Below are 26,699 nucleotides of genomic sequence, written 5' to 3' on the forward strand. Positions count from 1 at the left end.
ACAACTGCACATCGCTCAACAGCCCGGCGCGGGCGTAGCATCCCTCAAGCAGATCGTGACTGAGAATGCGATTCTCCGGAAAGCGCGTGCCAAGCGCCTGCTCGAAGGCATCGACGTCATAGATCCCCTTGCCGATGAACGAACCTTCGCCGAACACGTCCTGGTAGACATCCGAGGCTACCCGCGTGTACGGGTCGATGCCCGGCTCACCGCCATACAGTCGCGCATAGCGCGAGCGGTTCGTTCCCGGCAGACTGACCGCCACGCGCGGTTGCAGAATGCCATAGCCGGCCGTGACCCGCTGTTTCACTGGGTCGTAATAGGGACGGTTGAGCGGGTGCGCCATGGCGCCGACGAATTGCCGCGCCGCGTCACGCGGCAACTGCGTATCGGTGTCCAGGGTGATCACGTACTGGACGTCGGACAATACAGCGGTGTTTCCGACGACGAGCGAGAACCCGTCCCCGCTACCCGTACGCAACAGCGCGTTCAACGCTCCCAGCTTGCCGCGCTTGCGCTCGTAAGCCATCCAGATGCGGTCGTGCCGATTCCACAGCCGCGGGCGATGGAACAGGAAGAAAATGTCCCCGCCACGGCTGTCGCCGTACTTCTCGTTGAGCTCGTCGATTCGGCACCTGGCCAGTTCCAGCAAGGGTCCGTCGGCCGTCAGCGATTCCTGTTGGGCGTCGCGGAAATCGGTCAATAGGCCGAAATGCAGGCGCTCGTCGCGATTCGCCAGGAAGCGGACCTCCAGCGCCTCGATCAACTCTTCGACGTTCCCGGCGCTGCCGAGCAGCGTCGGCACCACCACCAGCGTACGCGCGTTTGCCGGTATCCCCAGAGAGAAATCCATCCGCGGCAGGGGATGTGGCGTCACCAGCAACGTCGCCAGCCAGTTGACCAGTGCCACGGCCAGGTGGCTCACCGCCAGCAACCCGAGCAGGCCGAGCGGCGGCAGCCACCACGCCGGCATGCCGAAAGCCAGAGCCTGGGCGAGCAGGCCGACACTGAAGACTACGCTGAGCAGCACGATGCCGCCCAGATACAGCGGGAGGGGGAAACGACCCGCTGTTCGACGCAGAACGGCTGCGCCGGAATGGCGGACTTCGGCCGCCCGCTCCAGTTCCGGCAAGCCCTGGTCGATCAGATAGAAGCCGACGTGCCGCGCGCGTTCGCCGAAGCCGCTGGCCGCTTCGGCAAGCGCCGCCGCACGCGCCAGCTCGACCGCCTGGCGGGCCACTTCGCCCTCCGACAGGGGGCTCTTCCTGGCAATCTCCTCGGTGGCGTGGCGGTAGCGATCGCGGGTGGCAAAATCCATCCGGCCATAAACGCCCGCCGGATCTTCCCGCAAAGCACGCTCGACGACACTGGTGGTCTCGACGAACTCGCGCCAGTCGATCGCCCCAAGCACCCGCAGGCTGCCGATGCTGTTGCTGATCGAAACCTGATCGGCGGCCTGGCGCTGATTTTCGGACTGCACCAGTTGTTCGATCGTCAGGCCCGATTCGGAGAGGCGCTGCTCGATCCAGGTCAAGGGCAGGGCCAGCGCCGGGCCCCTCCCCTGCAAGCGGCGCGCCAGCTCGGCGACGAAGGCGCCGACCATCGGCGGACTGGAGCGCGCCATGTCGGCGATCACCAGGATCAGACTTTTCGGGTCCTTCTCGGCAATCTCGGTCATCCGGTCTGCCCAGGAATCGGCCAGATTTCTTTCGTCCCAACCCGACGCGATGCGTACCCCGACACGCCGGAGATTTTCGATCAGCGCCAATCGCAGCATGATCGGGATGGCCCACAACTCACCAAGCTTGAGGGCGGTGACGGCCTGATAGGCGGCGACGAAGCGACCGAGGCTTTCGGTAGCCACGCGTCCGTCGCCGTGCGCGATGATTTCCAGGGCAATATCATAGACCCGCGGACAGCCGGCCGACGGCCCGCGCGCCAGGCGCGGCAGTTCCCGGCTGTAGCCCTTGGGCAGGTGCCGCTTGGCGGTGCTGATCTGCTCTTCGATGAGGTAAAAATTGTCGAGCAGCCATTCCGCGGCCGGAGTGATTCGGCAGTTCTCGGTGACCGCCGCGGTCATCCGCCTGCACACCCCGACCAGGGCGCTTTCGTTGGCAGCCAGGCGCGCCAGCAACAGATCCGCGGCGTAGATCTCGGCAAGATCGTGTGCCGCGGCGAGAATCCTGCCGTGCTGCTCCATCTGATCGGCGCTGAACAACTCCGCTCGCAACGGCGCTTCGCCGTCGCTTGAAGGAAGTGGCCAGCCGCCACCACGCCAACGTGTCGCCAATTGATGCAGGTATCTGCTGAGCTTGCTGCCGGCGTTCAATTCAGTACCCCTTCCATGATCGGCGAGCGTTCAATCGACCCCGGGACAGGCATCGCGGCAAGCCAGGTCATCGGCGCACAGCTTCCGAAGATGCAGGCTGCCAAACCCCAGGGCGTACTGGCGGGTAAACTCGGCACCCAGGAAGAAGATCCGTGCCGAGTAATACACCCAGAGCAGCAGGGCAATCAGCGATCCGGCGGCACCGAAGCTCGATGCCACGCCGCTGTTGCCCAGATACAGGCCGATCGCAAACTTTCCAAAGACGAACAGGCCGGCCGTAAACGCGGCGCCGATCCAGACGTCGCGCCAGGACAGCGGCGCATCCGGCAGGGTCTTGTAGATGACGGCAAACATGCCGGCGATGATGGCGTACGAAGAATGACCGCTGCGCCGCTGCCGGCGAACGCGTCGCCCGCTGGCAGCGGCAATCCGCCGGTGCTCACTTGATCCGCATGTCGTTCTTCACGGATTTCACGCCACCGACACCGCGCACGACTTCGACCGCCTTGTTCGCCGCCGATTGCGAACTGACGAAACCGCTCAGTTGCACCACGCCCTTGAAGGTTTCAACGTTGATTTCGGTGGACTTCAGCATCGGCTCATTGAAAATCGCCGTCTTGACCTTGGTGGTGATGACGCTGTCGTCAAAGTACTCGCCGGTGCCTTCCTGCTTCGGCGTCGATGAGCAGGCAACCGAGGTGAGCAGCGTCACGGCGAGAAAAGTTGCGGAAAGATACCTGCTGATTGCGTTCATGGATGGTTCTCCTGAGGTAAGCATGATGAGATTGGCCGATTCCGGCGTGCCGGGAAGGAACTGCCGGCGGCCGGCGCTACTGGCCCATGGTGGCGGGCACGACAGCGAGGCAGGCTAGGTGGCAACCTTCATTCCAGGTCAACACCATTCGATCACAATAGGCGGAACCGCTTCGACAATCTGTACGGTGCCGCACAGAGACTTGCGAAGCCGGGCCGGGACCCCCTCGACGGCCGGCCACCTCGCGCCTGTCCAACCTGCCGGCGACCTTACGCGGCGCCCGTGCCGCCGTCTCACGACCCGCCCTGCTCGACGATCTGCAGGGCATCGGCAGCCCAGCCGTCGGCCGCGAGCGACCGCCAGATGCGCGCGCCGAAGTGCGTCGCAAGGCCACCCATCAGGATGGTCGGGCAGCGCGAGCCCTTGATGACGCGCGCACGGTCATCCGGATGGACTTCCTCGAAAAATCTTCGAGAAGAAATTGCTCTCCGCACTCAACGACCGGAATCGGGTGGACCAGGAAATCGGCCAGATCGACGAACTGGCCGACCGGGAAGTCCGCGAGATTCGCGTCCATCTGGACAAAGTGGCGAATTCGATGTCGGCGGAAGCCACAGCAGCCGACCGGGAGTTCGATGCGGCGAGTTCGTCGACGCTGCGCAAGATTGGCATTATCGCCATCGTCGCCGCACTTGCCCTGCTTTGTGTTGCACTGCTGATCATCCGCTCGATCGTGCAACCTCTGGCTGGCCGCCCGTGTCGAGCAGATCGCTCAGTCGAGCGAAGAAAACGGCACCGCAGTCAAGGAGTTTGCAGAAAAAAGCCCCGGCTGGCGGGACTCACTGCGCAACGCGACGATGGGGGCGATCAGGAACCCTTCTGCACCAGAGACGCTGTCGAATCGGCGATGCGCGCCGTCGCCTCGCCAACCACCTTGCTGTTGGCGGTCGTCATGTCGGTCACCTGCTGCGCAAAGCTCTTGAACTGTTCGAAGCCCTGGAGCCGGCCGGCGCTGGGGTTGGCACCCAGCCCTTGCGCAGGGAAGTAGGAGCTGATCAGCGCGGTCACTTCCCTCCGGGTTTCGGCGGCGATTTCCTGCACGCCCTTGAGGTAGGCGGCGGCGTTGTTGGCGACGGTTTCCGCGGTGGCGCCGGACAGACCCTGCGGCTTGCTGTCGGAGATCTTCAACAGCGAACCGGAGGAAGGGATGCCGACCCCCAGGGCAATGCACGTGGCGTTGAGGTTCAGGGTGGCGAGGCGCTCGACACTTGAGAAGGCGATTTTCGAAAGGGTCATGAAGGCCTTGGGGTTGATCTCGATCGAGTTGATCAGTTCGGGACTGACTGCAAGCATGATGTTGCTCCTTTGAGGAATGAAAACAGGGATTCGCCGTTGCGGGTCGACGACACTGAACGCCCGTTCAGCGGCGGCCGCAGTCCGAAGGCCAACCAACAGTCTGCACGAGAACGAGCGCCGACACTGTCACCTGGCGCACATACCGGCCACATCGCCGCGGGCCAGCAAGTCAGCGAAGTCCGCCAGCGACAGGGGGTGACTGAACAGGAAGCCCTGCCCCTCGTCGCACTGCCGGCTGCGCAGGAAAGCCAGTTGCTCGCGGGTTTCGACGCCTTCGGCAATCACCCGTTGCTTGAGGTTCCTTCCCATGCCGATCACCGCACTGACGATGGTGGCGTCATCGGCGTCAATGGTGATATCGCGCACGAATGAGCGGTCGATTTTCAGGGTATCGATCGGGAAGCGCTGGAGATAGCTCAGGCTCGAGTAGCCGGTACCGAAGTCATCGATCGCCAGTTGCACGCCCATCGCCTTGAGTCCTTCGAGCACCGATGTCGAGCACTCGGCGTTCTGCATGAGAATGCTTTCGGTCAGTTCCAGTTCGAGATAGCGGGGGTCCAGACCGGTTTCTTCGAGAATCATCGCCACCCCCTGGAGAAAGCCCTTCTGCCTGAATTCCACGGCCGAGATGTTGACCGCCACCGGCACGACGCGCAGACCCGCATCGAGCCAGCAGCGGGTCTGTCGGCAGGCCTCGCGCAACACCCAGCGGCCGATCGGCACGATCAGACCGCACTCCTCCGCGACCGGCACGAACTGCTCCGGGCAGACGACTCCGAGTTCCGGATCCAGCCAGCGGACGAGCGCCTCGGCACCGTTCATCGCACCTGAAGCAAGATCGATCTGTGGCTGATAGTGCAGGCGAAACTCGCCCTGCTTGAGGGCCCGCCGCAGGCCACTTTCGAGGAACTGCCGACGCACGGCGCGCGTGTTCATATCCGGTCTGAAGAACTGGTAGTTGTTGCGACCGCAGGCCTTGGCGTGATACATCGCGGTGTCGGCGTTCTGCAGCACGCTGTCGACGTTGTTGCCGTCGGCGGGATAGACGCTGATGCCGATGCTCAGGGTGACGTGCAGTTCGTGTTTGCCGATGAGATGCGGCGCGGCAAAGGCTTCGAGCAGTTTCTCGGCGACCAGCGCCGCATCCAGCGGCTGCTCGATTTCGGCCAGGAGGAGCACGAATTCGTCACCACCCTGCCGGCAGACCGTGTCGCTGGCGCGCACCGCCGCAGTCAGGCGCGCGGCCGCCGACTGCAGCACCTGGTCGCCGATGGCGTGTCCCAGCGAGTCGTTGATGTTCTTGAAATAGTCCAGGTCGAGAAAGACCAGCCCCACCTGCTTGTGCCGTCGCTGTGCCAGCCCGATCGCCTGCGCCAGACGTTCGGTCAGCAACGCCCGATTCGGCAGGCCGGTGAGGAAGTCGTGCTGTGCCAGGTGGGCCATCTTCAGCACCATCGCCCGTGATTCGCTGACGTCGTGGAAGACCAGTACCGCGCCGGCGACGCGGCCGTCACGGTTGTGGATCGGGGCGGCGGAATCCTCGATCGCCAACTCCAAGCCGTCACGGCGGATGAGCAGGCAATCCGCCGCCAGTCCGACAGTCCGGTTCTGCCGGATCGCACGCTCGGCGGGACTTGCCGCCGGCTCGCGTGTGTTGCCGTCGATGATCCGGAACACCTCCGCCAGCGGCCGGCCCAGGGCTTCCTTGTACGACCAGCCGGTCATCGCCTCGGCGACCAGATTCAGATAGCTGACGTTGCCCGCGAGATCGGTACACAGCACCGCGTCCCCGATCGAGTTGAGCGTCACCTGTGCCCGCTCCCGCTCCTCGAACAGCCGGTCTTCCGCTGCCTGCAACACAAACTCCGCGGCCTTGCGTTCGGTGATGTCCTCAACCGTCTCCACCCGACCGTGCAGTGCTCTCCCGTCGCTCATCGCACCGCTATTGACGCGCGTCCAGACGATGCTCTGGTCGGACTGCAGGAAGCGGAACTCGGTCTGGAACGGCGCCAGGCCGCGCACGGCTTCGCCCCACTCGGCCAGCACGCGCTGCCGATCGTCCGGGTGAATGGCCCGGCTCCAGCGGGTACCGAGCGTCTCGTCGAAGCTCAGCCCGGAGATCTTGTGATACGCCGCGTTGGTATAGATGCAACCCCCCTGCGCATCGGAGACGAAGATGCCCAGCGGCGAAGCATCGCTGATCGCACGGAAACGTGCCTCGCTGCCCCGCAGTTCGTCATGGGCGGCCTGGCGCTCGATCAGGTAACGCAGGGCGCGTGGCAGCCAGTGGCCGTCGACATGCCCTTTCACCAGGTAATCACTGGCGCCGCGCTGGACCGCCTGGCGCGCGGTCTGCTCATCGCTGGCCAGGCTGAGCACGACGATCAGGGCCTGTGGTGCCACCGCGAAGACCTGCTCGAAGGTCCCGATGCCCTGGCTGTCCGATAGCGTCAGGTCGAGCAGGATGACATCGAATCGCTCGCTGCCCAGTCGCGCAAGCGCGCTGGCGAGGCTGGTCACGCGCTCGACGCAAAACGAGGTTTCGCCCGTGCCGGCAAGCGACGCCTGGATCAGTACGGCATCGGCGGTATCGCTCTCGACGAGCAGCACCTGGGTGGCAGGATCGCTCATGGACATGACCCGGGGTGCACTTGGTGAGTCATTTCAGCGGCGACAGAACCTCTGCGACGACCGGGGACGACAGTCTCACTGATCGGCAATCAGCTTCTCGGTGAACAGGTATTGATGGAATGTACGATTTGTCCCTCGACGCCGGGCGTCCACATTCGTCTTCCCAGCCGTACAGTTCTGAGTTGTCTTGCGCTTCCGGCCGCCGGTTGCCACGCGCAAGCCTGAGCGAGACAGCCACGGCGACCGCGACAGTGGTGAACAGGGCGGCTGGTGGAAGCAAGCCATGATAGCCGTTCATCGGTGAAAACCTCCTGAAGTTGATGTCGGATTCGACTCTAAGTGCATGCCCTCCCGGCTCAGCGGCGGCTGAGCAGGACGCCGACGAGAAGTGCTACCGCCGCCGTTACCCCCAGCACTTTCCACGGGTTCTCCTGCACGTACTCCTGCGTGACGTCGGCAACGACTCTGGCCCTGTCGGTCATCGCGGCACAGGCATCGTCGATCCGATATCTGGCGTCGGCCAGCCTGGCGCCGATGCTCGATCGCGCCGCAGAGAACTCCGCGGCGGTCGAGCTGGCGACTTCCTTCAGGAGGTGGTCGGCATCGTCTACGACGCCCTTGAGATCCGTCACGAGCTTGTTCTTGGTGCCTTCGATGCTTCCAGGCCTGGCGGTCAGTTCGGTGGTCATCATGTCTCCTGCTGCGAGTGAGTGAACGAAATGGGGGGCGGCCGGAATCACCGGCGCACCGTACCACGATCGAGAACGGCTTGGCGGCGCTTGCTCCGACGCCCCGGTTTTTCCTGGGTAGGGAGCAAGCAGCAGAGCGTTCTCTGCTGCGCATCGTGCGCTGCCGGCAGCCACCGGTCGGTACGCCAGCGCACACTCGCGCCCGTCTTGCCGCGCTTCTGCCCGCCACCCCGCGAAGCGACGCCTGCCGCACAAGAGATTGCCAGGGCGCATCCGAAACTGACCTCGGCGTGCGCCAGCGTACAGAACCTGGGCGCCCTATTGGGCAATATTGATGAGCGGACCACAGCCACGGCTGCTCTGCTCATTCAGTGTTGGGAGAAATCAAATGTCATTGGGAACAATTCTGCTGATCGTTCTGGTGCTGCTGCTGATCGGCGCGATTCCGAGTTGGCCGCACAGCCGCGGCTGGGGCTATGCTCCCAGCGGCGGCCTTGGCCTGGTGGTGCTGATTCTGATCATCCTGCTGGTGTTGGGCAAGATCTAGCGCCTTTGCGCCTGGCGTGGCGCCGCCCGCCAGTGCAGAGGCAGGAGACCGGCCCAACCCCACTGGCGAAAACCGGGCGCCTCTGACGGATAGCGTCAGTCCGTGCTCTGGCGATACCGCACATCCGACAACAGGCGCCGCAGTTCCTTCCTGACCACGGCGTAGCACTCGCAGGCGCGCGTTTCCAGTCCATGGCGATCAAGTATGGCAATGTGGCCGCGCCGGTAGCGGATGCAGCCGGCGCGCTGCAGTTCTCCGGCGACATCGGTAATGGTTTCGCGGCGCACGCCGAGCATGCTGGCCACCAGTTCATGCGTCATCACCAGTTCCCCGGTCGGCAGGCGATCGAGTGTCAGCAGCAGCCAGCGGCAGAGTTGCTGCTCGACCGAGTGATGACGGTTGCACGCCGCCGTCTGGGCCATCTCGGTCATCAGCGCCTGTGTGTAGCGGAGCAACAGGCGCTGCAGCAGTTCGCCGCGGTTGAATTCCTGTTGCAACAGGCGGCGGCCCAACCGGTACGCATGGCCGGCCGTCTGCACCACCGCAGAACTGGGCGTAGTGTTCCCGCCCATGAACAGCGAAATGCCGACCACCCCTTCGTTGCCGACCCCGGCGGATTCGGCCGACGCGCCCGACGCCATGACGTAGTGCAGCGAAATGATCGCCGTGGTCGGAAAATAGGCGTAGGACAACTGCCCGCCGGGTTCGTAGAGCATGTTGCCGAGCCGCATCGGCACGAGTTCCAGATGCGCCGCCAGACGTTCGAACTCGGCTGTCGGTAGCGCTGCGAGAAGATGGTTCTGGCTCGGACTAGGGTGGATGGACACGGCTGGCGTCTCTGGCTGTGGATGCTAGTTCCCTGGGGTCACTTCGACGCCGATTCCCCGGTAACCGATGAAGCGGCACGAGCGGTTGAACATCGGCTCGCCGCTCACCCGAAACTGTTGTTGCGTGCCATCGGCATTGACCCGGTGGAAGAGAAAATCGAGGAAGGGCTGGCGAGCGGCAATGGTCGCCTGCAACACCTCCCGTTCGGCCTCGTTCCAGCCGGCGGGCGGCACCTCGGCGGTATCGCCAAGCAGCGGGCCGACGCGGATTCCGAGCATCTCGAGGACCGGCCCGGAGACCTTGGTAAAGTTCATCTCCTCGTCCTGCTCCCAGTACCAGTCCGAAGCCAGCTCGGTCAGGCTGCGATAGCGCGCTTCGCTTTCGCGCAGCTCAGCAGTACGCTCCTGCACCGTCTGTTCGAGCACCTGGTTGTAGTCCTCGAGTTTCCTGTACAACAGGCGCACTTCCAGCAGGTTGTGGATGCGGGTGCGGACTTCGACCAGATCGAAGGGTTTGCTGACGAAATCCTTGGCGCCGGCCTGCAGGGCGCGCAGCTTGTGGCCCGGCTGGGCGGTAATCACCAGCACCGGCAGGTAGGCGTCGGCCGCGTTGGTCTTGAGACCTTCCATCACCTCGAATCCATCCATGCCGGGCATCTGCAGGTCGAGCAGGATCAGGTCGTAGTGGTGCTTGCGATGCAGGGCACAGACCTCGTGCGGATTCATCGTCGACACGACGCAGCGGTAGCCGGTTTCGCTCAGCAATTGTTCGAGCAGAAGCACGTTGGACTGCTGATCGTCGACGATCAAAATGCTGGCGTCGAGAATCTCGGAGCAACTGATGATCATGCCGGTGCCTCTCGTGCTGCGCGGGCCAGCTCCGCCTGAGCAAACTTGAGCGCCACGTCGAGGGTCTCCATGAACTCATTGACCTTGATCGGTTTGGTGAGGTAGCGAAAGAATCCGGCCTCCAGTCCCTTCTCGATATCGCGGGGAATGGCATTGGCACTCAGCGCGACCACCGGAATATGCGCTGTTGCCGGATCTTCGGCGAGGATTCTGAGCGCCCGAACACCGCTGATCCCCGGCAGGTTGATGTCCATCAGGATGACGTCCGGCAGCGAAGCACGCGCGATCTCGATACCGCGCTTGCCGTCCCTGGCACTCAACAAGCGGATATCGGGCCGGCGCGCCACCAGATCCTCGACCAGCATCAGGTTTGCCGGGTTGTCCTCGACGTAGAGTACGGTGTGCAGGGCCGCATCGCCACCAATCTTTGCCTGAAGCAGCGGCGCGGGCTCGAGCACCTGCGTGGCAGTCTGCGCGGCGCTGGCCAGATCGAGTTCGATCCAGAACACGCAGCCCTCGCCGACGGTGCTTTCCACTCCGATGACCCCCCCCATCAATTCGACCAGCCGCTTGCACACCACCAGGCCGATGCCCGTGCCTTCCTCGTCATTGGCCTTTTGCCCAAGGCGATTGAAGGGCTGGAAAAGCTGCGCCAACTGGCCCGGCGTCAGTCCTGCGCCGGTGTCGCGGACGCTGACGCGAATCGACTCCGGGAGTTTCGGGGTACACTCGACAGTGACTGTTCCACCCATGCGGTTGTACTTGATCGCATTGGAAAGCAGGTTGATCAGCACCTGCTTGACCCGTGTCCGGTCGGCGTTGACAAAGAGGGGGATCGCCAGACTGGGAAAGACCACGCCGATGCCACGCCTTTGTGCCTGCGCTTCGACCATCGCCTCGCACTCGTACATCACTTCGCTCAGCGACACCGGCTCCACCGACAGCGACAGCTTGCCGGACTCGATCAGCGCCAGGTCGAGAATTTCGTTGATCAGCTCCAGCAGGTACCAGCCCGCCTTGAGAATCTGGTCGATGCTGCGCTTCTGCAGGAACGTCGGCTGCGGTGCTCCGGACTCGATGAGCTGCGCAAAACCGAGGATCGCGCTCAGCGGCGTGCGCAACTCATGGCTCATGCTCGACAGAAATTCGGATTTCGCCAGGCTGGCTCTCTCGGCCACACACCGGGCGCTCTCCAGTTCGGCGTTCTTGTCCTGCAGGACCTGGTCGAGCAGCGCGCGCTCGGCTTCGACGCGTTTGCGCTCGGTGTTGTCGGTGCCGATCAGCAGGTAGCCGATGGTCGCGCCCTGCGGGTCGCGCAGTGCGGTCACCGACACTTCCGCCGGCAGGCGGCTGCCGTCCTTGCGGATATAGGTCAGTTCGTAGACATCGCCGATGCCGCGCGAGGCCTTGAATACCAGGGCTTCGAAGCCCGGCGCGATCGGTGTGGCGAACTCGCCGCTGAGCACCTTGGCACGGGCGATCAGCTCCTGTGGATCGGAAATGTCGGCGGGCGTGATCCGGTTGATCACGTCGGCGGCCGCATAGCCCAGCATGCGTTCGGCACCGACGCTGAAGATCTGGATGACGCCGCGGGCGTCGGTGGCGATGCTCGAATAATTGGCGCTGTTCGAAATCGCCCTCTGCAGGGCACCGGCCTTCAGCAGGGCCGCTTCGGCCTGCTTGCGCGCCGTCATGTCGCGCAGGATGCCGGTGAAGTAACGCTGACCCCCCAGCCACATTTCGCTGGCCGCAATCTCGAGTGGAAAGAGGCTGCCATCCTTGCGCCTGCCGATCACCTCGCGTCCACGCCCGATGGCGCGCGCGGCATCGCTCGCCAGGTAATCTTCCAGGGAAGTTTGCTGCTGACCCCCGGCAAGCTCGGGTATCAGCATCCCGATGTCCTGCCCGATGAGATCGGCTGCGCTGTAGCCGAACATCTGTTCGGCGGCCGGGTTGACGGTCTCGACGATGCCGCCGTGGGCATGCAGCGTGATGATGCCGTCGACCACGGTATTGAGAATCGCGGCCACCAGCGCGGCACTATCGCGCAAGGCTTGCTGCGCTGCGTAGTCCTTGCTGACATCGCGGAACACCAGTACGGCGCCGACCACCCGGCCGTCGCGGTCGCGAATCGGGGCGCAACTGTCGGCGATATCGCATTCGCTACCGTCGGCGGCAATCAATACGGTGTGGTTGGCCAGGCCCTGGATCGTCCCACGTGCCAGGGTTTCCATCACCGGGATGGTGCCCGGCAGGCGGGTTTCCTTGTTGATGATGCAAAAGACCTCGCCCACCGGACGGCCGGCGGCGGCCGACTGTGTCCAGCCGGTGAGTTTCTCGGCCACGGGATTCAGGCGCGTGACACGCGCCAGGTGGTCGGTCGCGATCACCGCGTCGCCGATCGAATTGAGCGTCACCGCCAGCTTTTCCTCGCTGTCGCGCAAGGTTGCGTTGGCCTGCTGCAGTTGTCGGTTGACGGCCTCCTGGATGGCCAGCAACTGCCGGGGTTCAAGGCCCGCCGAGTTCCTCGGCGGCTGTGGTCGATAGGCCAGCCGGGCGGACCGGAAGAGCATCAGCAGCGTCGCGGCGATCCTGCGGGTCGCCTTCCGGGTGGTGACGCCGCCGGCAGGCATGGAATTGTTTTCTTCTTCGGGCATGACCGACGTCTCTTGTGGGGCCTGCACCAATCCTTCGGACGGCGGTACCGGCCGGATGCGCAGGCGCAGCAGGCGCACGACCTCCCACCATCTGAACCGGCAGGGGCCGCTACGGGGTGCCAGAGAAAGATACCGATTGCTCCGCCGCTGGTCTGTGCGCTGGCGCACGGACGGCTGCATGCAGCTGGGGCAGAGTGTACGCGCGCCGGCCGGGAGCACCCAATATCGTAGGATCGTATGTTGGCCAGCGTACAGAGCCGATCTCCGGCTGGGACTAAGCTTTGCATGTGGTCACGAGCAACGGATTGCGTGATTCACAGAGCGGGTCGAATTGGACTCGTATATCAGAAGTACTCATCAGCAATCAGGAGATCAAGATGAACAAGGATCAAGTCAAGGGCGCCGTAAAAGACCTCACTGGAAAAGTTCAGGAAGAATTCGGGAAATTGACCGGTAGCACCGAGCAGCAGGCAAAGGGCCTGAAGAATCAGGCCGAAGGCAAGGTGCAGGAGCGTCTCGGCGACCTGAAGGAAAACGTCAAGGATGCAACCGCCGCCGTCAAGGATGCCGTCAAGGCGTGAACCGATGCGCACGACTCGCCATCCGCTTCGGGCAGGAAACAGCCGCCATGGCGGCTGTTTCCTTCTCCGGGGCAGAGAGGCGAAGCAGCCTCCGCTAGGCCTGTCCGCGTTGCGCGAATGCCAAAGATGTCGAGTCCGGGGTCGTCTGGATGCATTGCCTCGGGGCCCGGCTGCAAGGTGAAATCAGACACCACCGTCCAGGTTCGACAAAACTTGCCGACGCCGTGAAATGCATTCTGGCATCGTTCGACTCGACGATGCGCAGCAATCTCTCGGTGGGTATGCCGATCGACCTCATCTGTCGACGGTCAGTCCGCACAGCTTCACCCCGATTCTCGACGGCAAGATCCGTGGCGCCGACGTCGGCCTGCTGTACGACCCGGCACGCCCGGGGGAGGTGCAGGCGGCCGCACGCTGGAAGTCGGCATTCGCCGAACAGGCACCCGAACTGCGCCTGCGCCGAACTATCCCTACCAGGGAAAGAACGACGGACTGATCTCGGCGCTGCGCCGCTGCTTTCCAGCCGGCCAGTATGTCGGCATAGAACTCGAGCAGGCGTTCGTACTGGCGCAACCGCGGTGGCTGGCGGAAGTTGTGCACGACCGTCGTCACGACGCTGCAGGCGGCACGCGCCCTCCTCCGTCATCCCTTCTCCATGAAATTGCCCACCGCAAGGAGCCTCAAATGAAAATCCGCATCGGCTATGAAATCGTCTATGAATGCCCGCAGCCGACACCGATGATCCTGACGCTCAACATCCATTACTCGCGAATGAATGACGTCCTGCTGCCTGATCACCTGCTGACGGAGCCGGCCGTCCCTCTGGTTGCCTACCGCGACGGCTTCGGCAACTGGTGTAGCCGAATCATCGCACCGCGCGGCGACATCCGCCTCTACGCCGACGGTCTCGTTCGCGACTCCGGTCTCGTGGACGACCAGGCGCCGGGGGCGCCGCAGATCGCCCTCCAGGATCTGCCGGAAGAGACGCTGGTCTTTCTGCTGGGCAGTCGCTATTGCGAAACCGATCGACTGTCCGCCGAGGCATGGCGTCTATTCGGACAGACGCCACCCGGTTGGGCACGCGTGCAGGCGATCTGCGATTTCGTGCACCAGCACATCCGCTTCGGTTACGAGTTCGCACGCCCGACCAAGACGGCCTGGGAGGTGTACAACGAGCGCGTCGGCGTTTGCCGCGACTACGCTCATCTGGCCATCACCTTCTGCCGCTGCATGAACATACCGGCCCGCTACTGCACCGGCTATCTGGGCGACATCGGCATCACGCCGGTGCCGGGGCCAATGGACTTTTCGGGTTGGTTCGACGTGTACCTCGGCGGTCGCTGGTACACCTTCGATGCGCGCAACAACGTTCCTCGCATCGGTCGCATCCTGATCGCGCGCGGCCGCGACGCGGCTGATGTGGCGATGGTTACGACCTTCGGACCGAGCGTCCTCAGGAGCTTTCTCGTGCGCACCGAGGAGGTGACGACCGACTAACGGTCATGACTTTTCCAGGCACTCCCGATCATGAAACTCATGAGTATGTGCGACATCGTATGCTGCGGCGGCAGGATGAAGGTCTTGCTCGGGTGGAGAAGGCGGAACGCCTCATCGGGAGACTTCCACCCTACGATAGCGCAGCGTCTCGAACAGGCAGATGGCGGCGGCAGCGGCGACGTTCAGTGACTCGGTGGCACCGGGCATCGGGATATGCAATTGCTGGTCAGTCGCAGCCAGCACGGCAGGCCTGATGCCCAGACCCTCGCTGCCAAAGACCCAGGCCAGCGATCCCTGCAGACTGACCGAATACAGACTGACCGACGCAGCGAGCGTGGTGGCCACGGATTGCCCGCGATAGGCCGCGAGGAACTCGGGAAGGTCGCTGTCTTCGTGAATGTCGAGCTGAAAATGTGCGCCCATCGCGGCACGCAGCGTCTTCGGCGACCAGGCCTGTGCGCAGTCGATCGACAGCAGGATCTGGCGAAAACCCGCGGCGGCGGCGCTGCGCAGGATCGAGCCGACATTGCCGGGATCCTGAACGCCATCGAGCAACACCGTATCGGCAGCGTGGTCGAGCTTGCGCGCTGCGACAGGGAGCGGAACGATGGCCATGATGCCGCTCGGGGTGTCGACCGTCGCCAGTTCGCCAAACAGCGCGTCGGAAAGCAAAGTGACCGTCTGCGCAGAGCGGCCTCGTTCCAGGTATCTGGCAATCTCCGGCCGACCGGCGCCGCTGTCGCTGACCAGAATTTCTTCCGGAATGCCATAGTGGCAGCCATAGGTTTCGATCAGATGCATGCCGTCAAGCAGCACACGACCACTCTTGCGTCGCCCACGGCCACTCTCGCAGAGTTTCTTGAGCGCCTGGTAATGCGGATTGCTCCGTGCGACGATGCGTCTCACGGCGTTCCGAGGCGCGCCACCGGCCCGAAGCTGCGGCGATGCTCGGGGCTCACACCGTGTTCACGCAGCGCCGCCAGATGCAGGGCGGTGGGATAACCCATGTGCCGGTCAAATCCGTACTGTGGATACAGTGTGTGCAGCTCGCGCATGCCGGCATCGCGTACGGTCTTGGCCAGGATCGACGCTGCGGCAATGGCCGCGATCTTGCCGTCGCCACCGACGATGGCCTCAACGGGGTACGGCAACTGCGGGCAACGATTGCCGTCGACCATCACCCGGACCGGCGCAATCTGGTACCGTGCGGCGAGTGCGCTGACGGCGCGTTGCATGGCCAGCAGGCTGGCCTGCAGGATGTTGATGCGGTCGATTTCCTCGACGTTCGCGGCAGCAACGGCCCAGGCCAGCGCCTTGGCGCCAATCTCTTCGGCCAGTGCCGCGCGCTGCCGGGCGGAAAGCTTTTTCGAGTCATTGAGGCCGGCAATCGGCCGCGTCGGGTCGAGGATCACGGCGGCGGCCAGCACCGGCCCGGCGAGCGGGCCACGGCCGGACTCGTCAACTCCGCAGACCAGGCCTTCAACTTGCAGCAGCATGCTTGCTCAATAACGGCGGCAGGCAGCCGATCACCGCCAGTGCGGCCTTTTCGGCAGCATTCTGGCGCAGTTGCAGATGCAGCGCTCGAAACTGCGCCTTGAGCCCATCGCACACAGTCTTGTCGGCGTAGAGATTGAGCAGCGCCTGCGCGAGATTGTCGGGAGTCGCATCGTCCTGGATGAACTCGGGAACGATGAAGCGACCGGCCAGCACATTCGGCAAGCCACAATAGGGCAGATAACCGCCGATGCGCTGCATCAGCCACCAGGACAGCGGTGCCATCTTATAGGCGATGACCATCGGCCGCTTGAGCAGTGCCGCCTCGAGGGTGGCGGTGCCGCTCGCGACCAGAACGACGTCGGCGGCCATCATCGCCTGATGCGCATGTCCGAACAGCAGGCGAATCGGTCGTTCCTGAGCCTGGCAGCGATGTAGCGCGGCTTCGAAGAGCCGGCGCGTCTCGCGCGTCGCCAGCGGCACGAGAAACAGCGCATCCGGGATCTCGGCGTGGATCCGGAGTGCGGTTTGGATGAAAGTATCGGCCATGTACTGCAACTCGGATTGCCGGCTGCCCGGCAGGAGCGCAAAAACGGCAGCCAGCAAAGGCAGACCAAGCAGCGTGCGCGCGCGATCGCGCTCATCTTCGACCGGCAGCATGTCGGCCAGTGGATGGCCAACGTAGCTGACCGGAATTCCTTGCTTCTGGTAAATCTCCGGTTCAAAGGGAAACAGCGCCAGCACTCGCGCCACCGCCGCGCCAATCTTGTGGATGCGTCCGCCGCGCCAGGCCCAGATCGACGGACTGACGTAGTGAATGGTCGCAATGCCGCGCTGTTTGAGTGCCTTCTCCAGTCCCAGATTGAAATCCGGGGCATCAACGCCGATGAACACATCGGGCGGATCAGCCAGCAGGCGACGTTTGAGGTCCGCGCGAATAGCGGCAATTTCACGGTAATGCCTGAGCACCTCGACATAACCGCGCACCGAGAGTTTCTCGAGCGGATGCCAGGCATCAAAACCCAGCCCGAGCATTTTCGGGCCTCCGACACCATAGAACACGGCGTTTGGCAATCGGGCCTGCAGGGCCTCGATGAGCTGGCTGGCGAGCAGATCGCCCGAGGCTTCGCCAGCCACCATGGCAATCCGCAGCACCCCTGCGGTCATCTGATGATGCCGCGCTTCGATACCGCCAGGAAGTCGATCAGCGGCTGGATTTCGGGGTGTACGATGGCATCCTCGATGAGCCTGGCGCGCGCTTCTTCGAGCATCAGTCCGGATTTGTAGAGCGTGCGGTAGGCACGTTTCAGGGCCAGCATCGCCTCTGGCGAAAAACCCCGGCGCTTCAAGCCCTCGGCATTGATGCCGAAAGGGCTGGCGGTGTTGCCGGCAGCCATCACGAAGGGCGGGATGTCCTGCACGGTCACCGTCCCGGCAGCGGTCATGGCATGCGCGCCGATGCGGCAGAATTGGTGGACGCCGGAAAAACCGCCGAGAATCACCCAGTCGCCAATGTGCACATGGCCAGCCAGCTGCGCATTGTTGGCAAACACGGTACGGTTGCCGACCTGGCAATCATGCGCGATGTGCACATAGGCCATGATCCAGTTGTCGTCGCCCATGCGGGTGACACCCGCATCAAGGGCGGTGCCCAGATTGAAGGTGCAGAACTCGCGAATCGTGTTGCGGTCTCCGATCTCCAGACACGTCGGCTCACCCGCGTGTTTCTTGTCCTGAGGAGGTCCGCCCAGCGAGGAAAATTGATAGATGTGGTTGTCACAACCGATGCGCGTCCGACCCGAAATGACCACATGTGGGCCGATCACGGTATTGTCACCGATCTCGACATGCTTGCCGATGATCGAAAAGGCACCGACAGAAACGTTGCTACCGAGTTGCGCGCCAGCCTCGATGATGGCACTGGGATGGATCATGGCCGCACTCATCCCGTGGCCTTGACCAGGTTGCTTTTGGCGCACATCAACTCGGCGTCTGCCACGACCTCGCCGTCCACACGCGCCTCTGCCCTGAATTTCCAGATGTTGCGAAACTGACGCTGGATAGCCACATGCAGATGCAACTGGTCGCCGGCTGCCACGGTCTTCTTGAAACGCGCCTTGTCGATGCCGACGAAGTAGAACAGCGAGGTCATGTCGGGCTTTTCGCCGAGCGTCTTGAACGACAGGATACCGGCCGCCTGCGCCAGAGCTTCCATGATCAGAACGCCGGGCATCACTGGATAATGCGGGAAGTGACCCGCAAAAAACGGTTCGTTGATGCTCACGTTCTTGTAGGCGTGGATGGATTTTCCGGGTTCACACTCGAGCACCCGGTCGACCAGCAGAAAGGGGTAGCGATGCGGCAATTGCTCGATGATCTCGTATATGTCCATTGCGTTCAAGACGTTTTCCCCATCAGTTCGAGTGTCTTCTCGAGTTCGGCAACGCGCTCGGCAAGTTTCGCCAGACGCTTGATCTGTGCCGCGTTGTGTAACCACTCGTGGTGTGGTGCGAGCGGAAAGATGCCGGTATAGGCGCCAGGTCGGCTGAGGCTCCTGGCAACCAGGGTACCGGCCGAGACATGCACATCGTCGGCAATTTCCAGGTGGCCACTGATCATTGCCGCTCCCCCGACGGTGCATCGACGACCGATCCTGGCGCTGCCGGCAATGCCGACACAGCCGGCCATCGCGGTATGGTCGCCAATGCTGACGTTGTGGGCGACCTGAATCTGGTTGTCGAGCTTGACGCCGTTGCCGATCACGGTATCTTCGAGGGCACCGCGATCGATCGAGGTATTGGCACCGATCTCGACGTCGTCACCGATCACCACGCGGCCGATTTGCTGGATTTTGACCCAGTGCTGGCCATCCTTGGCAAAACCGAAGCCATCAGCACCGATCACTGCGCCAGCATGGATGACGGCGCGCCGGCCGATCACGCAGCGGTCATACACGACCACATTCGCGTAGAGGACCGAATCGTCGCCAATAGCGACCCCATCACCAATCACACATCCCGGATATAAAGTAACATTTTCGCCGATGCGCACCCCGTCACCGATCACCGCGTTTGCCCCGACGCGCACGGATGTCGGCAAGGGCGAATTGACCACTGCGCCGGGATGCACACCGGGCCGGCCTGGCACAGCCGGATTGAGCAGCGCCACGACCCGCGCGTAGTAGGCATAGGGGTTCTGATGAACGATATGGGGCAGCGTCGTGTCGTTGGCAAACTGCGGCGGGACGATCACTGCCGCGGCCTTCGTCCTGTGCAGTTGCGCGCGGTATTTCGCGCTGGCGATAAACGCGATTTCACCTGCCCCGGCCGAGAGCAGCGAACCGACTTGCGAAACGACCAACGATCCGTCACCTTGCAACATCCCTCCCAGACGAGCGACGATTTCGTCTAGGCGCAGACCTCCTGACACAGGCACTCCATCGAACTGAGCAATTGGCGCCGCTACTTCGCCGGCTGGGGATCGGACAAGGCCTTGATGACTTTATCGGTGATATCGAGCTTCGGACTCACCCAGACCACGTCCTGAACGATCAAGTCGTACTTCTCGTTATCGGCAAGCTGCTTGATCGCCTTGTTGGCCTTTTCAATGATTGCTGCATTCTCTTCATTCTGGCGCAGGTTCAGATCCTCGCGGAACTCGCGCTGCTTGCGCTGAAACTCCCTCGACAATTCACCGAGATCCTTTTCCTTGCTGCGACGATCCGATTCCGACATCGTCAGTCCGCCTTTTTCGAGCACTTCCTGCAAGCCCTGAACCTGTTTGGCCAAGCGCTGCAAATCCTGGTCACGCTTGGAGAATTCCTGCTCGATCTTCTTGGCCGCCTTGACGGCTGCGGGTGCATCTCGGAAAAGACGCTGGGTATTGACGTAACCGATCTTCAACTGGTCTACCGCCGACGCATAAGTCACCGGCAGCGAGGCCATCAACGCAACCAGCAGCCTGGCAATCGTCTTCTTCAAGCTAATTCTCCTAGATTAAAAGGTTGTCCCCATCTGGAACTGGAACTTCTGTAGTTTAGCAGTACTGACTTCGTTGATCGGCTGACCATAGCTGAATTTCAAGGGTCCCAGCGGCGAGATCCAGGCCGCAGTCAGTCCGGCCGACATCGCCAGGCCTTCCTTCGAGAAGGAATAGTGATTGGTAAACACGTTCCCTGCGTCAAAGAATGGACCGAAGCGGACGGACTTGTCGAAACCCGGCAGCGGCATCAGCAACTCGACATTGAACACCGCCTTGCTGGTACCGCCAAGATAGGTGTCGGGAAAGAGCGGATCCACCGGACCGAGACTGGCGGTCTGATAGCCGCGCACCGACCCGATACCGCCGGCGTAGAAATTCTTGTAGAACGGCAAGCTCTGTCCGCTCAAACCATTCGCATATCCGACCTCACCCATCAGCGCCAGAACCAGATCCTTGGTCAGGGAAAAGTAGCGTTCGTTCTTGTAGGTCAGTCGATAGAACGACAGGTCCACGCCCGGGATGGCGACCTCGACAGCGGCACGCTGGATGCCGCCAGCCGTCGGATAAATCGAGCTGTTCCGGGTATCGCTGGTCCACGTCACGGTCGCCGGTACCGTGACATTCGAGTCACCATGTTCAGCCCGGAACTTGATGTACTGGGGCGGCGTGGCTGCCGTGACGGGCGTGATGTCGATCGTCGTCTGATCGATCGCCAAGCCGAAGCTCAGTGTTTCCTTCTCACCGATCGGATAGCCGAAGCGGATGCCGCCACCAATGGACTCGGACTGGAAGGCATAACCCAGCGAGGTCGGATTGACCCGCCGGTCGTAAAGTTCGAAGCCCTGGCTGATGCCATCCACCGTGAAATAGGGATTGGTGTAGTTGATCGCCAGGGTGCGGTTGAGTTTGCCGGTGTTCACCTGCAGCGACAGGAATTTGCCGCTGCCGAAGATGTTCGACTGCGAGATCGATCCGGAGAGGATGATCTTTTCTGCACTCGAATAGCCGGCACCGATCGAGATGTTGCCCGTCGATTTTTCGGTCACATTGACATTCACATCAACCAGGTCAATGGTTCCGGGCACCGGTGGGGTTTCCACATTGACCTCGCCAAAATAACCGGTTCGGTCGATTCGCTCGCGTGACGCGGCCACCCGCTCGGCGTCGTACCAGGCTCCTTCCATCTGACGCATTTCCTGACGAATGACTTCGTCACGCGTCTTGCTGTTGCCGGTGACGTTGATCCTGCGCACGTAGGTCCGTTTCCCCGGATCGACGAAGATCGTAAACGCGACCAGATGCTTCTCCCTGTCGAGTTCCGGTGCAGCATTGATATTGGCAAACGCATAACCTTGGGCACCCAGTTTGTCGGCAATGGCTTTGGTGCTCTCGTTCACTTTCTCGCGGGAAAAGACTTCCCCCGGCTTGATCTTGACCGCTTTCTTGAACTCTTCGTCGGAGAGCGTCAGATCGCCCGCCAGTTTGACCGATGAAACGAAGTAGCGATCGCCCTCGTTGATGCTGATCGTGATATAGATTTCCTTTTTGTCTGGAGTGATCGAGACCTGCGTCGACTCGATGCTGAACTCCAGGTAACCGCGATCGAGGTAATACGAGCGCAAGGTTTCGAGATCCGCCGATAACTTCTGCTTCGAATACTGGTCACTCTTGGTGTACCAACTGATCCAGTTGGGCGTCTTCTGCTGCAGAACGGAAAGCAGTTCTTTTTCCCGGAAGGCCTGCGCGCCGACGATGTTGATCTGCTTGATCCTGGCAGTCTCGCCTTCATCGACATTGAAATTGATCGCCACGCGGTTGCGATCCAGCGGTGTAATCGTGGTGGTGATCGTCGCCGCGTAGCGGCCGCGTGACAGGTACTGGCGTTTCAATTCCTGTTCAGCCTTTTCGAGCGTGGCGCGGTCGAAGGTCCGCGACACCGCGACACCCACTTCCTTCAGGCCCTTGATCAGCTGATCCTTCTCGAACTCTTTCAAACCGACAAAATCGATCTGTGCGATGGCCGGGCGCTCCTCGAGAACGACGATCAGCACCGGACCATCGATTTCAATCCGGACATCCTTGAAAAATCCTGTGGCGAACAAGGTCTTGATGGCTTGTGCGGCCTTTTCGTCAGTCATCGTGTCGCCGACCTTGACCGGCAGGTAGCTGAAAACCGTACCGGCCTCCACCCTTTGAATGCCTTCGAGGCGGATGTCCTTGACCGTGAACGGTTCCACTGCCGCTGCGCCAGAGACAACAAGGGTAGCCAACAGACCTGCGCGCAGGTTTTTCTTCATAAGCTCAGCCGGAGAACAGTAATCGATTGATGTCGTTGTAGAAGGCAAACGCCATAAGCATGATCAGCAAGGTCAGACCGATTTGCTGACCAATTTCCATGGCGCGTTCGGAAACGGGCCCACGCTTGATGATTTCGACGAGATAATACAGCAAATGCCCGCCATCCAGAATCGGGATCGGTAGCAGATTGAGGACGCCGAGGCTGATGCTGACCAGGGCGAGAAATTTGAGGTAGTAGTCCATTCCCAGTCTCGCCGACTGGCCGGCGTAGTCGGCAATGGTGACCGGCCCGCTGATATTTCGCCACGACACCTCCCCGGTCACCATTTTGCCGATCATCAGCAGGGTAAACACCGATTTGTCCCAGGTCTCGCCGACTGCCTTTCGAAACGCTGGCCAGGGCCCGTAACTGACGGTGATCATCAAGGCCGCACGTGCCTGGCGGTGGTCGCTGACCGCCGCACCAATACGACCGATGGTGCTCCCCCGCTCGTCCACGGCAACCGGTGTCACCGACATCTCGATCTGCGCGCCATCCCGCAGCACTTCGACCCGCAGCGTTTTTGCCGGCGACTGGCGAACCACGCGCACGACTTCCGCCCAACTGTCGATGGCCTGCTCGTCAATGCTCAGGATTTCGTCTCCCGAACGCAGTCCGGCAGCTTCCGCAGCACTGTTCACGTTGACCTTGCCGAGTACCGGTGGCAAGCGCGGGTGGTAAAGAGCAAAGCCCAGTTGGTCAAGCGCGTCTCCCTCCCAGCCCGAGCGGCGTACTGACGAGACATCCAGGCGACGGATGGCGATTTCGTTGGCCGCATTGATCACCTCGAGGTCGATCTGGTCCTGCTCGGCAGCCCGTTGCAGCAGAAGCCACCGCATCTCCTGCCAGGTCTGCACCTTTTCGCCGCCCACCCGCAGGACCTGTTCACCGTCTTGCAGCCCGGCCGCGGCAGCAGGACTGGAGATTGCCGAATTGCCGAGAATCGGCTTGAATTCTTCCGTTCCGTGCCAGAAAAGTCCCCAGTAGATCAGAACGGCCAGCGCGAAGTTGGCCGCGGGTCCGGCGGCGGCGATCACCATCCGCCAGCGCACCGGCTGCCGATTGAAGCTACGGTGCAGTTCTTCGGCAGCCACCTCGCCTTCGCGCTCGTCAAGCATTTTGACATAGCCGCCGAGCGGGAAGGCGGCGATCACCCACTCGGTCCCGTCCTGACCCCAACGCCGTAACCAGAGTGGCCGGCCAAAACCGACCGAAAAGCGCAGGACCTTGACCCCGGCCCAGCGCGCAGCGAGATAGTGCCCGAACTCGTGGATGACGACCAGGATTCCCAGCACCAGTGCAAAAGCAGTCAGATAGTAGAAAAAACCACTCATCAGGAATTTCTCGCAATCCATTGCTCAGCGGCTGCGCGCGCTACCCGATCGGCTGTCAGCACCTCCGCCAGCGAGCCAGGCGCCTTACCTGCCGGCAACTGGTCCATGACCGTTGCGATCACGCGGGCAATTGCCGTGAAGGCGATTTTTCGTTCAAGAAAGGCCTGCACCGCCACTTCGTTGGCGGCATTCAGCGTCGTCGACGCGCTGCCACCCTCGCTGAGCGCACGATAAGCCAGGGCCAGACACGGGAAGCGCGCCAGATCGGGTCTCTCGAAATGCAGTGCGGCGACCTGGCAGAGGTCGAGCGGCTCGACGCCGGCGGCGATGCGCTGCGGATAGGCCAGGGCATGTGCAATCGGTGTGCGCATGTCCGGGTTTCCCAGTTCGGCGATCACCGAGCCGTCGACGTATTGAACCAGCGAATGAATCACGCTTTGTGGATGAATGACCACCTGAATCCGTTCGGCAGGAACATTGAACAACCAGTGGGCTTCGATGACCTCCAGGCCCTTGTTCATCATCGTCGCACAATCGACCGAGATCTTTCGTCCCATGACCCAGTTCGGATGCGCGCAGGCTTCGTCAGGGCTGACGGCATCGAGGTCGGCAGTCGCCATCCCGAGAAACGGCCCCCCCGATGCGGTGAGGAACAGCCCCTGCACGCCACTGGCAGCCAGATTACCGGCATAGTTGGCCGGCAGAGACTGGAAGATGGCGTTGTGTTCGCTGTCAATCGGCAACAGGGTCGCACCGTTTTCTCGCACGGCCCGCATGAATACCGAGCCGGCCATGACCAGGGCTTCCTTGTTGGCCAGGAGGATTTTCTTGCCGGCGACGGCTGCTGCCAGGGTGGGCGGCAAGCCGGCTGCGCCAACGATGGCGGCCATCACCGTATCGACTTCGGGAAGTTGCGCCATCCGTATCAGCGCCTCGGGCCCATGCGCGACCCTGGTCGGACAGCCTGCGGCAGTCAGCCGCGCACCGAGGCTGGCTGCCAGGGCCGCATCGTCAAGAACAGCATGGCACGGCTGAAACTCGAGGCACTGTTCGAAGAGGCGGTCCGCCTGGCGGTGTGCACAAAGAGCGACGACGCGATAGTGTTGCCGGTGGCGGCGCAGCACATCAAGCGTGCTGACCCCGATCGACCCCGTCGATCCGAGGATCGTGAGCTGCTGCACAGCCGTCCCGGAAGCCATCAAAGCCGCGTCACCAACCAGACCAGTGCAACCAGCGGCAGGGTCGAAGTAAGACTGTCAATGCGGTCGAGCACCCCGCCGTGACCGGGCAGGATGCTGCTGCTATCCTTGAGCCCCGCCTGGCGCTTGAGCAGTGACTCGAACAGGTCTCCCAGAATGCTGATTGCCGTCAACACCACCAGAACCAGCAACAACAGCGGCAGGTTCCCCGCCAGGCCGTCTGGCATTCTCGATGACATCAGCAAACCGTAGGCGAGCACTGCGACTGCACCGCCAATCGCACCTTCCCAGGTCTTGCCAGGACTGATGCCGGGGGCCAGCTTGTGTTTGCCCAGGCTCCGCCCGGCAAAATAGGCGCCAATATCGGCCAGCCAGACGATGGCCATGATCGCCAGCAGGGCCAGCGGCCCCGCTTGCCGCAATTGTATCAGCGCCAGCCATACCGGCAGGAGCAGTACCATGCCGGTCGCCAGAGCGAGAACAGGGTTGGCAAGAGGCCAGCGTCGTTGCAGCCAGATCGGCACCAGCAATAGCCAGAAAACCGCCGCCGGCAAATAGAAATAGGCCCCGAGACGCCAGGCGGCAGCGTCGAAGCCGGCACCCAGACCGACCGCCGCCGGTTCGAGAACCGCCACGATTGCACACAGGACGGCCAACAGGACTCCCAGTGAAACCTGCCCCGCTGCACCGAGGCGCATCAGCGCCCCCCACTCCCAGGCAGCGATGCCGGCGACCACGGTGACGAAGAGCAGCCAACCCAGCGGCGGCAGGTAAAAAAGCGCGCCAAAGAAGGCGGCAAACAGGACAATCGCGGTGATCACCCGCGTCCTAAGCATCGATACGCGAGCCGGTCGGTGATGCCGCAGAAACACCGCTCAACTGTTCGCTGGTGCGCCCGAAGCGGCGTTCGCGCTTCTGATAAGAGACCAGGGCCGCGTCAAAGGCAGTCGAGTCGAACTCGGGCCAAAGCACCTCGGTAAAGTACAACTCGGAATACGCGAGTTGCCAGAGCAGGAAATTGCTGATCCGCTGCTCTCCACCGGTACGGATGAACAGATCCGGTTCCGGCGCATAACTCATCGCCAGATGCGGCGTCAGGTCGGCCTCCTGCCATTCGGTGCCTTTCTCAGGGTTGCTGCTCAACATGCGGTTGATCGCCTGCAGGATGTCCCAGCGTCCACCATAATTCGCGGCGATCGTCAGGGTCAGGCGGCTGTTGCCTGCCGTACGGCTCTCCGAGGCCTTGATCAGTGCCTGCAGGTCAGGATCAAAACGTTCGAGTTCGCCGATCACCCGCAGGCGAACGCCGTTACGATCGAGCTTCTTGACCTCTTCCTTGAGAGCGCGGACGAAAAGCTGCATCAGCAGGGAAACTTCCTCGGGCGGTCGACGCCAGTTCTCCGAACTGAAAGCAAACAGCGTCAGATATTCGATGCCGCGCTCAAGACAGGCCCTGACCAGGATACGCACCGTTTCAACACCACGATGATGGCCGGCGACGCGCGGCAACAGGCGTTTCTTGGCCCAACGGCCATTGCCATCCATGATGATCGCGACATGACGAGGGACTGCCGATGCAGTCGGAACGTCTCGGGTTGAACTGGCAAAGCGCGCCATTCTGATCACTCGTCGGCAG

The 26,699-nt window shown here is 62.4% G+C and carries 23 protein-coding genes and 4 pseudogenes; 4 read left to right on the plus strand and 23 right to left on the minus strand.

The features are described from left to right. The 7 genes and pseudogenes from CAPSK01_RS23140 to CAPSK01_RS14520 all read right to left on the minus strand — a co-directional run. Positions 1 to 2,200, minus strand: a pseudogene (locus CAPSK01_RS23140) (cyclic beta 1-2 glucan synthetase); the annotation flags it as partial. Positions 2,201 to 2,359: 159 nt separating this feature from the next. Further along, a pseudogene (locus CAPSK01_RS14495) lies at positions 2,360 to 2,704 on the minus strand (YhjD/YihY/BrkB family envelope integrity protein); the annotation flags it as partial. A 64-nt stretch (positions 2,705 to 2,768) separates the two neighbouring features. Further along, positions 2,769 to 3,083 (minus strand): BON domain-containing protein, encoded by a 315-nt coding sequence (locus CAPSK01_RS14500; protein ID WP_034928103.1) that lies wholly within the window; start codon positions 3,081 to 3,083, stop codon positions 2,769 to 2,771. Positions 3,084 to 3,376: 293 nt separating this feature from the next. Then, positions 3,377 to 3,577, minus strand: coding sequence for a hypothetical protein (locus CAPSK01_RS23145; protein ID WP_273703744.1), 201 nt, complete (start codon positions 3,575 to 3,577; stop codon positions 3,377 to 3,379). Positions 3,578 to 3,950: 373 nt separating this feature from the next. Next, positions 3,951 to 4,436, minus strand: coding sequence for a phasin family protein (locus CAPSK01_RS14510; RefSeq protein ID WP_034928108.1), 486 nt, complete (start codon positions 4,434 to 4,436; stop codon positions 3,951 to 3,953). A gap of 129 nt (positions 4,437 to 4,565) precedes the next feature. Then, positions 4,566 to 7,070, minus strand: coding sequence for an EAL domain-containing protein (locus CAPSK01_RS14515; protein ID WP_034928111.1), 2,505 nt, complete (start codon positions 7,068 to 7,070; stop codon positions 4,566 to 4,568). Positions 7,071 to 7,426: 356 nt separating this feature from the next. Continuing rightward, positions 7,427 to 7,762, minus strand: a complete 336-nt coding sequence (locus CAPSK01_RS14520; protein WP_273703745.1) for a DUF883 family protein — start codon at positions 7,760 to 7,762, stop codon at positions 7,427 to 7,429. Between the two features lie 385 nt (positions 7,763 to 8,147). On the opposite strand from CAPSK01_RS14520, the gene CAPSK01_RS14525 reads away from it, so the two are divergent. Continuing rightward, entirely contained in the window at positions 8,148 to 8,306 is a 159-nt protein-coding gene (locus CAPSK01_RS14525; RefSeq protein ID WP_034928114.1) for a DUF3309 family protein, read from the plus strand. Between the two features lie 95 nt (positions 8,307 to 8,401). Here CAPSK01_RS14525 and CAPSK01_RS14530 read toward each other — a convergent pair whose 3' ends face one another. From CAPSK01_RS14530 to CAPSK01_RS24345, 4 genes and pseudogenes are all read right to left on the minus strand, one after another. Further along, positions 8,402 to 9,133, minus strand: coding sequence for a Crp/Fnr family transcriptional regulator (locus tag CAPSK01_RS14530; protein ID WP_034928116.1), 732 nt, complete (start codon positions 9,131 to 9,133; stop codon positions 8,402 to 8,404). Positions 9,134 to 9,157: 24 nt separating this feature from the next. Beyond that, positions 9,158 to 9,982 carry a response regulator gene (locus CAPSK01_RS14535; protein ID WP_034928118.1) on the minus strand — a complete coding sequence of 275 codons (825 nt, stop codon included), beginning with the start codon at positions 9,980 to 9,982 and terminating at the stop codon, positions 9,158 to 9,160. Further along, a complete protein-coding gene (locus tag CAPSK01_RS23150; RefSeq protein WP_337958594.1) occupies positions 9,979 to 12,033 on the minus strand; it encodes a PAS domain S-box protein in 2,055 nt (684 codons plus the stop codon). The genes CAPSK01_RS14535 and CAPSK01_RS23150 overlap by 4 nt, the downstream gene beginning before the upstream one ends. A gap of 9 nt (positions 12,034 to 12,042) precedes the next feature. Beyond that, positions 12,043 to 12,819: pseudogene (locus CAPSK01_RS24345) on the minus strand (PAS domain S-box protein); the annotation flags it as partial. Positions 12,820 to 13,016: 197 nt separating this feature from the next. On the opposite strand from CAPSK01_RS24345, the gene CAPSK01_RS14545 reads away from it, so the two are divergent. The 3 genes and pseudogenes from CAPSK01_RS14545 (at position 13,017) to CAPSK01_RS14555 (ending at position 14,717) form a co-directional block, all read left to right on the plus strand. After that, entirely contained in the window at positions 13,017 to 13,220 is a 204-nt protein-coding gene (locus CAPSK01_RS14545; RefSeq protein ID WP_034928120.1) for a CsbD family protein, read from the plus strand. 206 nt (positions 13,221 to 13,426) lie between these two features. Continuing rightward, a pseudogene (locus CAPSK01_RS23155) lies at positions 13,427 to 13,522 on the plus strand (peptidase); the annotation flags it as partial. A gap of 382 nt (positions 13,523 to 13,904) precedes the next feature. Beyond that, positions 13,905 to 14,717, plus strand: coding sequence for a transglutaminase family protein (locus tag CAPSK01_RS14555; protein WP_034928122.1), 813 nt, complete (start codon positions 13,905 to 13,907; stop codon positions 14,715 to 14,717). A gap of 111 nt (positions 14,718 to 14,828) precedes the next feature. Here CAPSK01_RS14555 and CAPSK01_RS14560 read toward each other — a convergent pair whose 3' ends face one another. The 12 genes from CAPSK01_RS14560 to uppS are packed head-to-tail and all read right to left on the minus strand — an operon-like array spanning position 14,829 to position 26,680. After that, on the minus strand, positions 14,829 to 15,623 hold the full coding sequence (locus CAPSK01_RS14560; RefSeq protein WP_034928125.1) for an RNA methyltransferase: 795 nt from the start codon (positions 15,621 to 15,623) through the stop codon (positions 14,829 to 14,831). Continuing rightward, positions 15,620 to 16,213 carry a ribonuclease HII gene (rnhB, locus tag CAPSK01_RS14565; protein WP_034928126.1) on the minus strand — a complete coding sequence of 198 codons (594 nt, stop codon included), beginning with the start codon at positions 16,211 to 16,213 and terminating at the stop codon, positions 15,620 to 15,622. The genes CAPSK01_RS14560 and rnhB overlap by 4 nt, the downstream gene beginning before the upstream one ends. After that, positions 16,197 to 17,378, minus strand: coding sequence for a lipid-A-disaccharide synthase (gene lpxB, locus CAPSK01_RS14570; protein ID WP_034928129.1), 1,182 nt, complete (start codon positions 17,376 to 17,378; stop codon positions 16,197 to 16,199). The genes rnhB and lpxB overlap by 17 nt, the downstream gene beginning before the upstream one ends. Next, positions 17,375 to 18,145, minus strand: a complete 771-nt coding sequence (gene lpxA, locus CAPSK01_RS14575; RefSeq protein ID WP_034928131.1) for an acyl-ACP--UDP-N-acetylglucosamine O-acyltransferase — start codon at positions 18,143 to 18,145, stop codon at positions 17,375 to 17,377. Before lpxA ends, lpxB begins: the two co-directional genes overlap by 4 nt. A gap of 8 nt (positions 18,146 to 18,153) precedes the next feature. Then, on the minus strand, positions 18,154 to 18,603 hold the full coding sequence (gene fabZ, locus CAPSK01_RS14580; protein ID WP_034928133.1) for a 3-hydroxyacyl-ACP dehydratase FabZ: 450 nt from the start codon (positions 18,601 to 18,603) through the stop codon (positions 18,154 to 18,156). Positions 18,604 to 18,608: 5 nt separating this feature from the next. Continuing rightward, positions 18,609 to 19,640 (minus strand): UDP-3-O-(3-hydroxymyristoyl)glucosamine N-acyltransferase, encoded by a 1,032-nt coding sequence (lpxD, locus tag CAPSK01_RS14585; RefSeq protein WP_034928135.1) that lies wholly within the window; start codon positions 19,638 to 19,640, stop codon positions 18,609 to 18,611. 32 nt (positions 19,641 to 19,672) lie between these two features. Further along, positions 19,673 to 20,191, minus strand: coding sequence for an OmpH family outer membrane protein (locus CAPSK01_RS14590; protein ID WP_273703747.1), 519 nt, complete (start codon positions 20,189 to 20,191; stop codon positions 19,673 to 19,675). Positions 20,192 to 20,206: 15 nt separating this feature from the next. Further along, positions 20,207 to 22,489 (minus strand): outer membrane protein assembly factor BamA, encoded by a 2,283-nt coding sequence (bamA, locus tag CAPSK01_RS14595; protein ID WP_034928136.1) that lies wholly within the window; start codon positions 22,487 to 22,489, stop codon positions 20,207 to 20,209. Positions 22,490 to 22,493: 4 nt separating this feature from the next. Beyond that, positions 22,494 to 23,864 carry an RIP metalloprotease RseP gene (rseP, locus tag CAPSK01_RS14600; protein WP_034928138.1) on the minus strand — a complete coding sequence of 457 codons (1,371 nt, stop codon included), beginning with the start codon at positions 23,862 to 23,864 and terminating at the stop codon, positions 22,494 to 22,496. Then, positions 23,864 to 25,063: a 1-deoxy-D-xylulose-5-phosphate reductoisomerase gene (ispC, locus tag CAPSK01_RS14605; protein ID WP_034928141.1), complete on the minus strand. Its 1,200-nt coding sequence runs from the start codon at positions 25,061 to 25,063 to the stop codon at positions 23,864 to 23,866. The genes rseP and ispC overlap by 1 nt, the downstream gene beginning before the upstream one ends. After that, complete coding sequence (locus tag CAPSK01_RS14610) at positions 25,063 to 25,899, minus strand: phosphatidate cytidylyltransferase (protein ID WP_034928143.1); 837 nt, start codon at positions 25,897 to 25,899, stop codon at positions 25,063 to 25,065. The genes ispC and CAPSK01_RS14610 overlap by 1 nt, the downstream gene beginning before the upstream one ends. Continuing rightward, on the minus strand, positions 25,892 to 26,680 hold the full coding sequence (gene uppS, locus CAPSK01_RS14615) for a polyprenyl diphosphate synthase (protein ID WP_034928355.1): 789 nt from the start codon (positions 26,678 to 26,680) through the stop codon (positions 25,892 to 25,894). Before uppS ends, CAPSK01_RS14610 begins: the two co-directional genes overlap by 8 nt. Positions 26,681 to 26,699 lie beyond the last annotated feature (19 nt).

Source organism: Candidatus Accumulibacter vicinus, from assembly GCF_000584955.1.
Taxonomy (GTDB): Bacteria; Pseudomonadota; Gammaproteobacteria; order Burkholderiales; family Rhodocyclaceae; genus Accumulibacter; species Accumulibacter vicinus.

Excerpts from the sequence above, each read along its gene's own strand:
- lpxB (WP_034928129.1), bottom strand. The coding sequence starts at position 17,378 with ATGACCGCAGGGGTGCTGCGGATTGCCATGGTGGCTGGCGAAGCCTCG.
- lpxA (WP_034928131.1), bottom strand. The coding sequence starts at position 18,145 with ATGATCCATCCCAGTGCCATCATCGAGGCTGGCGCGCAACTCGGTAGC.
- fabZ (WP_034928133.1), bottom strand. The coding sequence starts at position 18,603 with ATGGACATATACGAGATCATCGAGCAATTGCCGCATCGCTACCCCTTT.
- ispC (WP_034928141.1), bottom strand. The coding sequence starts at position 25,063 with ATGGCTTCCGGGACGGCTGTGCAGCAGCTCACGATCCTCGGATCGACG.
- rseP (WP_034928138.1), bottom strand. The coding sequence starts at position 23,864 with ATGAGTGGTTTTTTCTACTATCTGACTGCTTTTGCACTGGTGCTGGGA.
- uppS (WP_034928355.1), bottom strand. The coding sequence starts at position 26,680 with ATGGCGCGCTTTGCCAGTTCAACCCGAGACGTTCCGACTGCATCGGCA.
- CAPSK01_RS14545 (WP_034928120.1), top strand. The coding sequence starts at position 13,017 with ATGAACAAGGATCAAGTCAAGGGCGCCGTAAAAGACCTCACTGGAAAA.
- bamA (WP_034928136.1), bottom strand. The coding sequence starts at position 22,489 with ATGAAGAAAAACCTGCGCGCAGGTCTGTTGGCTACCCTTGTTGTCTCT.
- CAPSK01_RS14500 (WP_034928103.1), bottom strand. The coding sequence starts at position 3,083 with ATGAACGCAATCAGCAGGTATCTTTCCGCAACTTTTCTCGCCGTGACG.
- CAPSK01_RS14535 (WP_034928118.1), bottom strand. The coding sequence starts at position 9,982 with ATGATCATCAGTTGCTCCGAGATTCTCGACGCCAGCATTTTGATCGTC.
- rnhB (WP_034928126.1), bottom strand. The coding sequence starts at position 16,213 with ATGCTGCTGCAAGTTGAAGGCCTGGTCTGCGGAGTTGACGAGTCCGGC.
- CAPSK01_RS14515 (WP_034928111.1), bottom strand. The coding sequence starts at position 7,070 with ATGAGCGATCCTGCCACCCAGGTGCTGCTCGTCGAGAGCGATACCGCC.
- CAPSK01_RS14555 (WP_034928122.1), top strand. The coding sequence starts at position 13,905 with ATGAAAATCCGCATCGGCTATGAAATCGTCTATGAATGCCCGCAGCCG.
- CAPSK01_RS14510 (WP_034928108.1), bottom strand. The coding sequence starts at position 4,436 with ATGCTTGCAGTCAGTCCCGAACTGATCAACTCGATCGAGATCAACCCC.
- CAPSK01_RS14610 (WP_034928143.1), bottom strand. The coding sequence starts at position 25,899 with ATGCTTAGGACGCGGGTGATCACCGCGATTGTCCTGTTTGCCGCCTTC.
- CAPSK01_RS14520 (WP_273703745.1), bottom strand. The coding sequence starts at position 7,762 with ATGATGACCACCGAACTGACCGCCAGGCCTGGAAGCATCGAAGGCACC.
- CAPSK01_RS14525 (WP_034928114.1), top strand. The coding sequence starts at position 8,148 with ATGTCATTGGGAACAATTCTGCTGATCGTTCTGGTGCTGCTGCTGATC.